The organism is Sinorhizobium sp. B11 (assembly GCA_039725955.1).
Lineage (GTDB): Bacteria > Pseudomonadota > Alphaproteobacteria > Rhizobiales > Rhizobiaceae > Rhizobium.
Genome location: CP091034.1, coordinates 3,023,981 through 3,036,739, shown reverse-complemented (window position 1 = coordinate 3,036,739; position 12,759 = coordinate 3,023,981). Strand labels below are relative to the sequence as shown.

Annotated in this window: 12 protein-coding genes; 9 read left to right on the top strand and 3 right to left on the bottom strand. The window is 60.6% G+C overall.

Features of this window, described 5'->3' with window-relative positions; all coding sequences use genetic code 11:
* Positions 1-142 precede the first annotated feature (142 nt).
* The 4 genes from LVY75_25160 to ligA all read left to right on the top strand — a co-directional run bounded on the left by LVY75_25160 (position 143) and on the right by ligA (position 5,509).
* On the top strand, positions 143-1,012 hold the full coding sequence (locus LVY75_25160; GenBank protein XAZ22087.1) for an outer membrane protein assembly factor BamD: 870 nt from the start codon (positions 143-145) through the stop codon (positions 1,010-1,012).
* Positions 1,013-1,017: 5 nt separating this feature from the next.
* Positions 1,018-2,691, top strand: coding sequence for a DNA repair protein RecN (recN, locus tag LVY75_25155; GenBank protein ID XAZ22086.1), 1,674 nt, complete (start codon positions 1,018-1,020; stop codon positions 2,689-2,691).
* 67 nt (positions 2,692-2,758) lie between these two features.
* Positions 2,759-3,277 (top strand): hypothetical protein, encoded by a 519-nt coding sequence (locus tag LVY75_25150; GenBank protein XAZ22085.1) that lies wholly within the window; start codon positions 2,759-2,761, stop codon positions 3,275-3,277.
* A gap of 75 nt (positions 3,278-3,352) precedes the next feature.
* A complete protein-coding gene (gene ligA / locus LVY75_25145) occupies positions 3,353-5,509 on the top strand; it encodes an NAD-dependent DNA ligase LigA (protein XAZ22084.1) in 2,157 nt (718 codons plus the stop codon).
* Positions 5,510-5,610: 101 nt separating this feature from the next.
* On the opposite strand, the gene LVY75_25140 is transcribed toward ligA, so the two are convergent.
* Complete coding sequence (locus LVY75_25140) at positions 5,611-6,072, bottom strand: GNAT family N-acetyltransferase (GenBank protein XAZ25824.1); 462 nt, start codon at positions 6,070-6,072, stop codon at positions 5,611-5,613.
* A gap of 351 nt (positions 6,073-6,423) precedes the next feature.
* Here LVY75_25140 and LVY75_25135 point away from each other — a divergent pair, with 351 nt between their 5' ends.
* The 3 genes from LVY75_25135 (at position 6,424) to LVY75_25125 (ending at position 8,045) form a co-directional block, all read left to right on the top strand.
* Complete coding sequence (locus LVY75_25135) at positions 6,424-7,014, top strand: 3'-5' exonuclease (GenBank protein XAZ22083.1); 591 nt, start codon at positions 6,424-6,426, stop codon at positions 7,012-7,014.
* A gap of 88 nt (positions 7,015-7,102) precedes the next feature.
* On the top strand, positions 7,103-7,591 hold the full coding sequence (locus LVY75_25130) for a CreA family protein (GenBank protein XAZ22082.1): 489 nt from the start codon (positions 7,103-7,105) through the stop codon (positions 7,589-7,591).
* A gap of 127 nt (positions 7,592-7,718) precedes the next feature.
* Positions 7,719-8,045: a hypothetical protein gene (locus tag LVY75_25125; protein ID XAZ22081.1), complete on the top strand. Its 327-nt coding sequence runs from the start codon at positions 7,719-7,721 to the stop codon at positions 8,043-8,045.
* A gap of 113 nt (positions 8,046-8,158) precedes the next feature.
* Here LVY75_25125 and LVY75_25120 read toward each other — a convergent pair whose 3' ends face one another.
* The gene (locus LVY75_25120; protein ID XAZ22080.1) at positions 8,159-8,632 is read right to left on the bottom strand and encodes a chemotaxis protein CheW; all 474 of its coding nucleotides are present in this window, start codon (positions 8,630-8,632) and stop codon (positions 8,159-8,161) included.
* 2 nt (positions 8,633-8,634) lie between these two features.
* Positions 8,635-10,602: a methyl-accepting chemotaxis protein gene (locus LVY75_25115; GenBank protein ID XAZ22079.1), complete on the bottom strand. Its 1,968-nt coding sequence runs from the start codon at positions 10,600-10,602 to the stop codon at positions 8,635-8,637.
* 433 nt (positions 10,603-11,035) lie between these two features.
* On the opposite strand from LVY75_25115, the gene LVY75_25110 reads away from it, so the two are divergent.
* Together LVY75_25110 and LVY75_25105 are read left to right on the top strand one after the other, a co-directional pair.
* Positions 11,036-11,638 (top strand): SCO family protein, encoded by a 603-nt coding sequence (locus LVY75_25110; GenBank protein XAZ22078.1) that lies wholly within the window; start codon positions 11,036-11,038, stop codon positions 11,636-11,638.
* Positions 11,639-11,696: 58 nt separating this feature from the next.
* A complete protein-coding gene (locus LVY75_25105) occupies positions 11,697-12,575 on the top strand; it encodes a 50S ribosomal protein L11 methyltransferase (GenBank protein ID XAZ22077.1) in 879 nt (292 codons plus the stop codon).
* The last annotated feature ends 184 nt before the right edge of the window (positions 12,576-12,759 follow it).

Here is a 12,759-nt window from a genome sequence, read left to right as displayed (position 1 = left end):
AAAGCCCGACATTCTCGGCAATGCTGCCACAAAAATGCGTTAATGCGTGATCATTGCGTTGCTCTCGATAGGTATTTGTGGCTAGAAACGCCAGCTAGGCGTGGCTGCTGTGGAGTGGACGGCGGCGGTGGGATTCTTTCGAATGGCTTATGCAAGGTCTGACATGATGATGAAGACAGCGCGTGCTTTGCTCGCATCCTTGATGGTGCTGAGCGCAGGTGCCTTGATTTCCGGCTGCCAGTCGGACCCTGATATCGACATCACCAAGCTCGGCCTCGAAACCGATCCGCCGGACGTGCTCTACACACAGGGCCTCGCCAACATGAAGGCCGGCAACATGGCCGAGGCGGCGCGCAAGTTCGACGCGATCGATGCGCAGAATCCCTTCTCCGAATGGGCGCGCAAGGCACTTGTCATGAGCACCTTCGTCAAGTACCGCCAGGGCCGCTTCGACGATGCGCTGGCATCGGGCAACAAGTATATGGCGCAATATCCGAAGTCCAAGGATGCCGCCTACGTCCAGTATCTGGTAGGCCTGACCTATTCCAAGCAGATCGTCGACGTGACGCAGGACCAGCGCGCCTCGCAGAAGACGATCGAGGCGATGCAGGCTGTCGTCGACAATTATCCTGACTCCGAATATGTCGACGATGCGCAGGCCAAGATGCGCTTTGCGCGCGACCAGCTCGCCGGCAAGGAGATGCAGGTCGGCCGCTACTACATGGAACGCAAGGAATATCTCGCGGCGATCTCGCGCTTCCGCATCGTCGTCGAGAAGTATCCGAACACGAATCAGGTCGAGGAGGCGCTCGCCCGTCTCGTCGAAGCCTATTACGCGATGGGTGTCGTCGAGGAGGCGCAGACCGCTGCTGCCGTTCTCGGTCACAATTATCCCGACAGCCAGTGGTATGCTGATTCTTACAAGCTGCTGCAGTCGGGTGGCGCGGAGCCGCGTGAAAACAAGGGTTCGTGGATCGCCGCAGCGGGCAAGAAACTCCTTCTCGGTTCCTGAGGCCAATGCTGATCCAGCTTTCGATCCGCGATATCGTTCTGATCGAGCGGCTGGATCTTGCCTTCGAGACCGGCCTCTCCGTGCTGACGGGCGAGACGGGCGCGGGCAAATCCATCCTGCTTGACAGTCTGTCGCTGGCCCTTGGCGGGCGCGGCGATGGCGGTCTTGTGCGCCACGGCGAGGACAAGGGGCAGGTGACGGCCGTCTTCGATGTCGGCATGGATCACGGCGCCCGCAAGCTCCTGCGCGAAAACGGCATCGATGACGAAGGCGACCTGATCTTTCGCCGCCAGCAATCCTCCGACGGGCGCACCAAGGCCTATGTGAACGATCAGCCGATCAGCGTTCAGCTGATGCGTCAGGCGGGCCAGATGCTGGTCGAGATCCACGGCCAGCACGACGACCGCGCGCTTGTCGATACAAATGCACACAGGACGTTGCTGGACGCCTTTGCGGGTATCAGCGATGACGTGCAGGGTGTCGGCGCACTTTACCGCCAGTGGCGCGATACCGAGCGCACGCTGAAGAAACACCGCGAGAAGGTTGAAGCCGCTGCCCGCGAGGCGGATTATCTGCGCTCCTCCGTCGAGGAGCTTGAAAAGCTGTCACCGCGCGACGGCGAAGAAGACGAGCTTGCCGATCGCCGCCAGAAGATGATGAAGGCGGAGCGCATTGCCGGCGATATTGCCGAGGCTTCCGAGTTCCTCAACGGCAATGCCTCTCCCGTGCCCCATATCGCCTCGCTGGTGCGCCGTCTCGAGCGCAAGAGCCACGAGGCGCCGGGATTGCTGGAAGACACCGTAGCGCTGCTCGATGCGGCGCTGGACCAGCTTTCCAACGCGCAGATGGAAGTCGAGGCGGCACTGCGCAAGACGGAATATGATCCGAAGGAACTGGAGCGTGTCGAGGAGCGGCTGTTTGCGCTGCGCGCTGCCTCTCGCAAATATTCCGTTCCGGTCACCGAGCTTCCTGCTCTTGCCGTGCGCATGATCAACGATCTTGCCGATCTCGATGCCGGCGAAGAGCGGCTGTCGAAGCTCGATGCGGAAGTGGGGGTCGCCAAGGCGAATTACGATACGGCTGCCCGCTCGCTTTCGGAGAAGCGTCATCATGCCGGCGATGCGCTGGCGCAGGCCGTCATGGCCGAGCTGCCGGCACTGAAGCTTGAGCGCGCCCGCTTCATGGTGGAGATCACCACCGATGGAGGGGAGGCGACGGCCGAGGGTATCGATGTCGTCGAATTCCATGTCCAGACCAATCCCGGCACGCGTCCCGGCTCGATCATGAAGGTCGCTTCGGGCGGCGAACTCTCGCGCTTCCTGCTGGCGCTCAAGGTGGCGCTTGCCGATCGCGGTTCGGCGCCGACCCTCGTCTTTGACGAAATCGACACCGGTGTGGGGGGCGCGGTGGCGGATGCGATCGGACAGCGGCTGAAGCGGCTTTCCGAAAAGGTGCAGGTTCTTTCCGTCACTCATGCGCCGCAGGTAGCGGCCCGTGCGGCCACGCATCTTCTGATCTCCAAGGGACCATCAGGCGAGGGGGCCGACAAGATCGCCACGCGCGTCGCCACCATGGCGCAGAAGGACCGCACAGAAGAGATCGCCCGCATGCTTGCCGGTGCCTCCGTGACGGAAGAGGCGAGGGCTGCTGCCGCGCGGCTGCTGGCAGGTAACGGGTAGGTTTCCCCATCGGTGACAAGCGCAAGGCGTTGCGCTATCTGACCTCAGCTACCGGTGAGGTCTATCCATGCGGCTTTTCCATTTCAGCGACGATCCCACGATCGATGTTTTCGAGCCGCGTCCGGTTCGCATTTCTTCCGAACGGCGGCCGGGCCGGGCGTGGCTGAACGGGCCGCTCGTCTGGGCGATCGATGAAGTCCACGACTTCATGTATCTCTTCCCGCGTGATTGCCCGCGCATCCTTGTTTGGGCAAAGCCGGAGACATCGCAGGAGGATCGCCGCCTGCTCGGGAACTGGCGGGGTGCCGCCTATGTCGAGCGAGGCTGGCTGGAGCGACTGCAGGCCGGGACCATCCATCGCTACGAGATGCCGACGGAGAGTTTCGAGGATCTGGAGGACGCGGGAATGTGGGTATCGCGGAGGAATGTCGTGCCGCTCGCGCTCACGACCCATTCCGGGCTCGACCAGGAATTTGCACCGCGCGGTATCGAGCTCAAGGTGGTCGACAGTCTTCTGCCGATGAAGGCCTTGCAGCATACGACATTACATGTGAGCGCCATCAGACTCCGCAACGCCCGGCCGTAAATTCCAAACCTCGGTACTATTTCAATCGCCGAATTTTGCTCTAAAACCATTGCAGATTCTCTGGAGTGAAGCTGCATGTCGACCGAATCTGTCGCTGTTGAGGACTTGACGCTTGAAGACGCCGCCGCCGAACTGGAGCGGCTTGCCAAGGAGATTGCGCGCAATGACGCGCTCTATCACGGCAAGGATCAGCCGGAGATTTCGGATGCGGATTACGACGCGCTGAAGCGCCGCAACGATGCGATCGAGGCGCGCTTTCCGGAGCTCATCCGCGAGGACAGTCCGTCGCGCCGCGTGGGGGCCGAACCGTCCAACACCTTTGCGCCCGTCGTTCATTCCCGGCCGATGCTGTCGCTCGACAACACCTTTTCACAGGAGGATGTGCGCGACTTCGTTGCCAGTGTCTATCGCTTCCTCGGCCGCCTGCCGGACAATTCCATCGCCTTCACGGCCGAACCGAAGATCGACGGGCTTTCCATGTCGATACGCTACGAGAACGGCAAGCTGGTGACGGGCGCGACCCGCGGCGACGGCACGACCGGCGAGAATGTCACGGCCAATATCCGCACCATCAAGGAAATTCCGAACGAACTGCCGAAGGGTGTTCCCTCCGTCGTGGAAGTGCGCGGCGAGGTCTACATGGCCAAGAGCGATTTCATGGCGCTCAATGCGCAGATGGAAGCCGAAGGCAAGCAGACCTATGTCAATCCGCGCAATACCGCTGCAGGCTCTCTGCGCCAGCTCGATGCGAAGGTGACGGCGAGCCGTAAGCTGAGGTTCTTCGCCTATGCATGGGGCGAGATGTCGGAGATGCCCGCGGATACGCAGCTGGGCATGGTCGAGAAGTTCAGGGAGTGGGGTTTCCCGGTGAATCCGCTGATGAAGCGGCTGAGCTCGGTGGACGATATCCTCGCCCACTATGCCGAGATCGGCCTCGAACGGCCGGAGCTCGATTACGATATCGACGGCGTCGTCTACAAGGTCGACAGCCTCGAGCTGCAGCAGCGCCTCGGTTTCCGCTCGCGCAGCCCTCGCTGGGCGACGGCGCATAAGTTCCCGGCCGAACAAGCCTTCACCGTCGTGGAGAATATCGACATCCAGGTCGGCCGCACCGGTGCGCTGACGCCGGTCGCGCGGCTGACGCCGATTACCGTCGGCGGCGTGGTCGTCACCAATGCGACGCTGCACAATGAGGACTATATCAAGGGCATCGGCAATAGCGGCGAGCGCATCCGCGAGGAGGAGCACGATATCCGCATCGGCGATACCGTTGTCGTGCAGCGCGCCGGCGACGTGATCCCGCAGGTGCTCGACGTCGTCATGGAAAAGCGGCCGGCGGACGCCACGCCCTACCAGTTTCCGAAGGTGTGCCCGGTCTGTGGTTCGCACGCGGTGCGTGAGCGGCACGAGAAGACAGGCAAGCTCGATTCCGTCACGCGGTGCACGGGCGGTTTCATCTGCCGGGCGCAGGCGACGGAAGAGCTGAAGCACTTCGTCTCGCGCAATGCCTTCGATATCGAGGGGCTCGGCTCCAAGCAGATCGACTTCTTCTTCGAGAGCGACGACGCTGCGCTGCAGATCCGCACCGCGCCCGATATCTTCACGCTGGAAAAGCGCCAGCAGCAGTCGATCACCAAGCTGGAGAATATCGACGGCTTCGGCAAGGTCAGCGTCGGCAAGCTCTATGCGGCGATCAACGACCGGCGCAGCATTGCCCTTCATCGCTTCATCTACGCGCTCGGCATCCGCCATGTGGGCGAGACGACGGCAAAGCTGCTCGCGCGCTCCTACAACAGCTATGAGGCCTTTGCGACGGCCATGAAGGAAGCGGCAACGCTTTCCGGCGATGCCTGGAATGACCTCAACGCCATCGAAGGCATCGGCGAGGTGGTGGCGCGCGCCATTGTCGAATTCTACAAGGAGCCGCGCAATATCGAGGTGATCGGCCGCCTGCTCGACGAGGTGACGCCACAGGAGGCCGAACAGCCGGTGACGACCGGGAGCCCGGTCATCGGCAAGACCGTGGTCTTTACCGGTTCGCTGGAGAAATTCACCCGCGAAGAGGCGAAGGCCAGGGCCGAAAGCCTTGGTGCCAAGGTTGCAGGCTCCGTCTCCAAGAAGACCGATATCGTTGTAGCCGGCCCCGGCGCCGGCTCCAAGCTCGAGAAGGCCCGCGAACTCGGCGTCCAGACGATGGACGAGGATGAGTGGCTGGCGTTGATCGGCGGGTAAGGAAGCTCTGTGCCAGACACTGCGTTTCTGTTTTCGGCGCGCCTGCCTCCTCCTCGGTGTCATCCTCTGCGACACGAACCCGAGCATGACGTGCGAGCGGTTCACGCCCTCAGCCGCGCCATCGTATAGGCATCGACATATTGCCCGTCGCGATAGCCGAAGGAGCGGAGCAGGCCCTCCTTCTCGAAGCCGAATTTCTCGTAAAGGTGGATGGCTGTCTCGTTATCCGTATAGACGGTCAATTCCACCCGCTTGATATCGTGCCAGTTGTCGGCGGCGTCGAGCATGGCGGCCATCAGGAAGGTTCCGATGCCGCGACCGGTGAAATCATCGTGTACGCCCATGCCGAGACTGGCGGCGTGCTGGCGCCGTCCTTCAAAGCGGTTCATGCCGCCGTTGGCGACGAGCTTGCCATCGAGTTCGACGACGAGGTTGAGTGCGCCGGGTGAGGGGTTCTCCATGCGCTTGCGCACTGCGTCGATGCCTTGAAAAGGCGGGCGCAGCGTGCCGGCGCGGTAGCCCGGCAGGTTTATCAGTTCGGTGACGGCTTCGGCGTCGCTCATGCGCAGGGCACGAACGCTAAGGCTCTTCAGAGAAGGCTTTTCGGGCGGGGTATCCTGACTGGCTTGACTGGTCGACATAGTGCTCTCCTTGGGTTTCAAAAGGAGGAGAGCGGAGTTTCAGAAAACCCTGCTCGCCTCGGCAGGGTTCTCGGGGATGATCAGACGGCTAGTGACGCACCATCTCTCCCGCGCACCCTGCAAGGGTCGTGGCGATAAGATGCATATTGTGGGTCACGGAGTTGATCATGAGCGGAAGTTTCGCCATTTGCGTGCAGATGTCAACAGGTCAAAATTTGCCTTCGGATGCGGCAGTCTTTATTCCGGTAGGACAGACGATTCGGATGTTTGCCCGTGAAGACCATCGCCATCGATTTCGAGACAGCCAACGAACAGCGCGGCAGTGCCTGCTCGGTCGGTCTTGCCTGGATCGAGGACGGGCAGGTGACGCGGGTCGAGGAGCGGCTGATCCGACCGCGGGACATGCGCTTTTCCGGCATGAATATCGCGATCCACGGCATTCGCCCCGAACATGTCGAAGACGCACCTGAGTTTCCCGAGGTGATGGACGAATTCCATGAGGATTTCCGGGGCGCGACGATGATCGCCCACAATGCCGCCTTCGATTTCAGCGTGTGGCGGGCGAGCCTCGATCTTTACCGGCAGTCCTATCCGGAGCTCACCTATCTCTGCAGCCTGAAGATGGCGCAGCGCATCTGGCCGCATTTCCTGTCGCATCGGCTGAACCTGATTGCCGAACATCTCGGTCTGCGCTTCGTCCACCATAATGCAGCCGAGGATGCTGCCGTCTGCGCGGCAGCGGCGATCGAGATGGCGAGGGCCGTCAAGGCTGCGACGGTTGCCGCCATTCCCGCTGCGATCGGCATGAAACCCGGTCGGCTGACCTCTGCCGGCTATGAGCCCTGCACCTGCCGCAAGGCGTGATTTTTGCTTTCCTGCAAAGGCTCGGGCGCTTTCTTGCAAAGGGTCCGCCCATTCTTATCTTAGCTTCCGGATCAACACGGGAGTTGCCATGTCCGCTTTGCGCAATCTTTTCCTCTCTGCAGCGTTCCTGACCATTTCCGCAGGCGCGACTTCTGCGGAAGTCGTCGGCAAGGTCGGGGTCGACTGGATCGGTAACGACATCATCATCGAGGCGGTTTCCGACCCTGAGGTGAAGGGGGTGACCTGCCATGTCACCTATTTCGACCGCAGCCTGATCGACCGGTTCAAGAACGGCAACTGGTTCGAAGACCCGTCAAACAATTCCATCGCCTGCCGTCAGACGGGGCCGATCGAGATCGGCAATATCGATATGTCCAAGGATGGCAGCGAGGTATTTCGTCAGGGCATGTCGCTGATCTGGAAGACGCTTGCCGTCAACAGGATCTACGACAAGACAAACAATACGCTGATCTATCTCGCTCATTCGCGGCAGGTGACGGACGGGTCGGCGAAGATGTCGATTTCAACGATCCCGCTCTATGGCCAGGATGTGGTTTGGAAGAATGGCAAGCCTTGAGGATCTAAGACGGTGTTAGGTCGCTTTAAGCCCTGAGGTTTCCGCAGGGCGCCTTCAGGTACGGCTGAAACGCAATTGACGCCTAGCGATCAATTCAGGCGGTAGGAAATGTATGTTTAGACCAACAATGGTAACGATCTGCGAGCCTAAGCGACTGCTGGTCGAACTGAGAAAAGACCTGCGATCAGAGGACTTAGTCGATCTCGGTTTCAAGAAGATTGACACCTACGAGAATGTCTATGCATTCCGCTCTGAAGAGCCTGAGAAGATTCACCTAATGTGTGAAACTCTGCGTGATATGAGCATTCCCTATGCCACCCATCGACATGGAGGTGCAGATCTCCATCTCGAGTGGTTTCGCGACAGAGGCTACGTTCACGGAAATTTCAAACGGATAAACTTTTTCGGCAACGACTTCGATGATGATGCGCCGTTCACCATTGAGGAATTTTGAACGAGAAAGCCTGAGCCAGCCGAGCGCAGGCCGGATGTGTCAGGAATCGGTGTCTGTCCTAATCAAAAAGGCCCGGACAAGCCGGGCCTTCGCATTCGAGATATCGAAACGTATCAGGCAGCTTCGCGCGCCAGTTCGTCGGCAATGACCGTGTCGAGGTTGAGGAAGCAGACCATGGTCTTTTCCAGCGCGACGATACCGCGGCAGAAGGCGCGCTGGGCTTCCGGAATGATTTCTGGCGCCGGCTGCAGGTCTTCGCTCTTGATGGTCATCATGTCGGAGACCTGTTCGACCAGCAGGCCGACCAGCTTGCCGGCGATATCGGTTACGATGATGGCGGAGCGCTCGGATGGTTCCGTCATCTTCATGCCGAGGCGGCAGGCCATGTCGATGACCGGGATCACGGCGCCGCGAAGGTTGATCAGTCCGAGGACGTAGGGCGGGGTGTGCGGCATCGGGGTCACCGGCGCCCAGCCGCGGATTTCGCGGATGGCCATGATATCGATGCAGAATTCCTGATCGCCGAGGTGGAACGAAACGATTTCCAGATAGGCGCCCGACTGCTTGATGGCGTTGTTGTTGCTCATGATCAGAATTCTTCCCAGTTGTCTCCGGCCGGAGAGGAGGCGAGTTTCTTGGCGGCGGAGCCGCCCGTGAAGGCGCCCGCGACCTTGCCAATCAGGCTCCGTGCGGGTGAGGTTTTCGGATGCGAGGCTGCGGAGGCTTCTCGCGGCGTTTGACGGGCGTTCATGCCCTCGCCGATATTGAACTGCCGTACCAGTTGCGTCAGGTTTTCCGCATCGGTTGCGAGAGTGTGGCTGGCGGCATTCGTTTCTTCCACCATGGCCGCATTCTTCTGCGTCGCCTGATCCATCTGGCTGATGGCTGTATTGATCTCGTTCAGTCCGACTGATTGTTCGCGCGCAGAGGTTACGATTGATTTAACATGACCGTCGATACGCAGAACATCTTCGCCGATCTGGCGCAGAGCCTCGCCGGCAGCGGTCACCAGTTCGCCACCGGTTTTGACTTCGGCGCCGGATTTGCTGATCAAGGCCTTGATATCCTTGGCTGCTCCGGCCGCGCGACCGGCCAGTTCGCGCACTTCCTGGGCGACGACCGCAAAACCCTTGCCGGCTTCACCCGCACGTGCGGCCTCGACGCCGGCGTTGAGTGCCAGCAGGTTCGTCTGGAAAGCGATCTCGTCGATGACGTTGATGATGGTGCCGATCTCGCGGGAAGCACCTTCGATTCGCTCCATCGCCGCCATGGCATCGCCGACGATGGCATCGGATTTCTCGGTATTCTGGCGGGTATGGGCAACCATGTTGCCGACTTCTTCGGCGCGGCTTGTGGCGTTGCGCACGGTCGCGGTGATCTCGTCCAGCGCCGCTGAGGTTTCTTCCAGCGAGGCGGCCTGCTGCTCCGTGCGCTTGGCGAGATCATCGGCGGCGGCGCGCATCTGATGGCTGTTGGCCTGGATCGAGGTGCTGTTCAGGGCAATGTCGCTCATCGCCCTGCGCAGGCGCACGGCCGTCTGGTTGAAGTCCTGACGCAGCCTTTCCAGCTCGTCGCGGAAGGGTTGATCGATGCTTGCGGTCAGGTCGCCGTTGGCAAGGCGGGTCAGGCCCTGTCCGAGAGCGGTGACCGCGTTGTTCAGCGCTTCCGTATCGGCAAGCTTGGCAGTTTCGCGCTCGCGGCGTTCGGCATCGCTGCGCTTGCGGTCGGTCTCGGTGCGGGCTTCCAGATCGATCTTTTCGATGGCTGCGAGGCGGAAGCTTTCGGCAGCGCGGGCCATTTCGCCGATCTCGTCGCCACGCTCCTTGCCGGCGACATTGGTTGTCAGGTCGCCGTTCATAATGCGCAGCATGCTTTCCCGCACGGAAGCAATGCCGCGGCTGATGGAGCCGCCATGGATGTATTGCAGGGCGGCCATGGTGAGGATGGCGATCAGGCCGAGCGCGATCTGGATGATCAGCGAGTTGTGGGAGGTGTCGTTGGCGCTTTCGATGCGATTGCGGGCAATAGCGGTGCCGTCATTGGCCAATTTGTCGAGGGTGCCTGTGAGCTTGTCGCCGGCGCTGTCGATCCGGTCGTCGATCTTGTCGAATTCGTCATCGGCGGCGCCCTGTTCGACGAGCGCCTTGAGATCCACCTGGATGGCCTGGCGAAGCGCGTCGACATCGGCATCGTAGCTCTTCAGGAGGTCGCCGGCTTTCAGCTCCTCGGCGAGCGCGCCTATTCCCTTCGAGCCGCTGGACAGCGTTGCGAGCGAGTCGGTAATGAGCTTCAGGCGGCCCGGCTGGATGGTCTTCTCGTCCTTGTCGACGATCATGTCCATGGCGGTAAGGACCAGCGTCAGATTGGCAACGCGCATGTCGTTGACGGTGTCGATACTCTGCTGGATTTCGTCCGTGCGGCGCAGGCCGGCATCGACCTGCGTATTCTCGTACCAGCCGATAGCGATCATCGAGCTGAAGCCGATGAAAGCCGCGCCGCCGAGCGTCCAGAGCCGCTGGCCGACCGAAAGGCTTCTGCGAACCGTCGAATTTGTCATAAAGCCACCCTCCGCCTCAGGCGGTTTTCAGTTCCCTCGATTTTTATGCTGATCCGGTCCGTGTTCCGGCCGACATCATGTCGGAACAGCGACGAAGCGCTGTGTGCATTACTAAATATAGATATGCGCTATTAAGCCTTTCCTAACGATGTATTTCTTGGGGTTGCTTGGAGGTCTTCGCGGCAAGCCTTTAGAAAGGCGTGATAATTCGTCTTTGTACGACCTTTTCGCGGGGCAGTTGCCCGCATTTGGCATTCATCAAGGTGGGGCAATTAATCACGGGTGAGAAAACGCATTCTTGAATTGCGTGGCTGCGATCGCGACTATAATCACACGGGCGGGACGGATGGGGCATCCGCACTTTTGTTTTTAGGCAATTCCGGACGCAAAACCGCTGCGCACTTTTGCTGGAGTTGCTAGTAAGGAAAGTATCATGAAGAATTTCCGTATCGCCGTCTGGATCGCCGTGCTTGCGCTTGCGGGCGTGCTCGGCTGGTTCACGCTGGACCAGAGCCGGACGAGGGAGGTGGTGGCCGAGGGCCCGTTCGGCGTGCCGTTCACGCTGGTATCGCAGAGCGGCCAGCCGATTACGGAGCAGGCGCTGCGCGGCAAGCCTACCGCCCTGTTCTTCGGCTTCACGCATTGCCCCGAAGTGTGCCCGACGACGCTCTTCGAGCTCAACGGCTGGATGGAGAAGGTCGATCCGCAGGGTAACAAGCTGCAGGCCTATTTCGTGACCGTCGATCCCGAGCGCGATACGCCCGAGATCATGAACCAGTATGTCTCCAACGTCTCCAAACGTATTACCGGCATTTCCGGCGCGCCGGACAAGGTCGCCGACGTCATCAAGGGCTTCCGCGTCTATGCCAAGAAAGTGCCGGTGGACGAGAACAATCCTGATGGTGACTACACGATGGACCACACGGCCTCGGTCTTCCTGCTGGATTCAGCCGGGCGTTTTTCGGGAACGATCTCCTATGGCGAAAACCCGGATACGGCGATAAAGAAGCTGGAGAATCTCGTCGCCAAGGGATGATCGGCAGCTTGAAGCATCGCGCCGGTCGCGAGCGACGCAACCGGAAAGATTGCCTATCGTGAGTGAAATCCGCCTTTACGTGTCGACAAGTGAAAAGCAGGCCGAAGAGATCCTCGACCTTCTGAGCGAGGTCTTCGGCGAAGAAGATTTCGCCATCGGCACCACCGAGATCGACGAAAAGAAAGATATCTGGGAAGCCTCCGTCTACATGATGGCGGAGGACGAGGCGGATGTGCGCAGTCGCATCGAGGAGGCGCTGGGACCGGCATTTCCCGATGCCGTGCTGTCGCGTGAAGTCATTCCGGATGTGGACTGGGTCGTCAAATCGCTGGAAGGGCTGAAGCCCGTCAGGGCAGGGCGCTTCCTCGTGCATGGCTCGCATGACCGGGACAAGGTGCGATCAAGCGATATCGCCATCGAGATCGATGCCGGCCAGGCGTTCGGCACGGGTCATCACGGCACGACCGCCGGCTGCCTTGAAGTGATCGACCGGGTTGTCAGGGCGCGCAAGGTGCGCAATGCGCTCGATCTCGGGACCGGCAGCGGCGTTCTGGCGATTGCCGTACGCAAGCTCAAGGATATTCCGGTGCTGGCAACGGATATTGATCCGATCGCTGTTGGTGTTGCGGCCGAGAATGTTCGCCGCAATGGCATTGCCAGCGGCATCCGCACGGTGACGGCGCCCGGCTTTCATTCGACGGCTTTTTCGGAGAACGGGCCCTTCGATCTCATCATCGCAAATATTCTGGCGCGGCCGCTGATCAAGATGGCGCCGCAGCTCGTCGCCAACCTGGCGCCGGGCGGATCGGTCGTCCTGTCCGGAATTCTCGCCAGTCAGCGCTGGAAGGTGTTGGCCGCCTATAATGGCGCGAGGCTGCGGCATGTGCGCACCATCTGGCGCAATGGCTGGGTGACGATCCATCTGGATCGTCCCTGACGCGTCCGCGAGGGTTTTCCGGAAAGAGAGACAAGAAAAAAGGCGGTGCCAGTGGCACCGCCTTGGACCGGCATTTAAATCCGGTCTTGCCCGCGAGCTCGAAGGAGGAGGATGCTCAAGCGGGCACTACTGCATTCCGATAGGCCTGTCCGGTGGAGGGGAGGAGGATCGGAAAGGCTTTAAG

Coding starts and splice junctions, on each gene's coding strand:
- LVY75_25160 (XAZ22087.1), top strand. CDS start 143: ATGGCTTATGCAAGGTCTGACATGATGATGAAGACAGCGCGTGCTTTG.
- recN (XAZ22086.1), top strand. CDS start 1,018: ATGCTGATCCAGCTTTCGATCCGCGATATCGTTCTGATCGAGCGGCTG.
- LVY75_25150 (XAZ22085.1), top strand. CDS start 2,759: ATGCGGCTTTTCCATTTCAGCGACGATCCCACGATCGATGTTTTCGAG.
- ligA (XAZ22084.1), top strand. CDS start 3,353: ATGTCGACCGAATCTGTCGCTGTTGAGGACTTGACGCTTGAAGACGCC.
- LVY75_25140 (XAZ25824.1), bottom strand. CDS start 6,072: ATGAGCGACGCCGAAGCCGTCACCGAACTGATAAACCTGCCGGGCTAC.
- LVY75_25130 (XAZ22082.1), top strand. CDS start 7,103: ATGTCCGCTTTGCGCAATCTTTTCCTCTCTGCAGCGTTCCTGACCATT.
- LVY75_25125 (XAZ22081.1), top strand. CDS start 7,719: ATGGTAACGATCTGCGAGCCTAAGCGACTGCTGGTCGAACTGAGAAAA.
- LVY75_25120 (XAZ22080.1), bottom strand. CDS start 8,632: ATGAGCAACAACAACGCCATCAAGCAGTCGGGCGCCTATCTGGAAATC.
- LVY75_25115 (XAZ22079.1), bottom strand. CDS start 10,602: ATGACAAATTCGACGGTTCGCAGAAGCCTTTCGGTCGGCCAGCGGCTC.
- LVY75_25110 (XAZ22078.1), top strand. CDS start 11,036: ATGAAGAATTTCCGTATCGCCGTCTGGATCGCCGTGCTTGCGCTTGCG.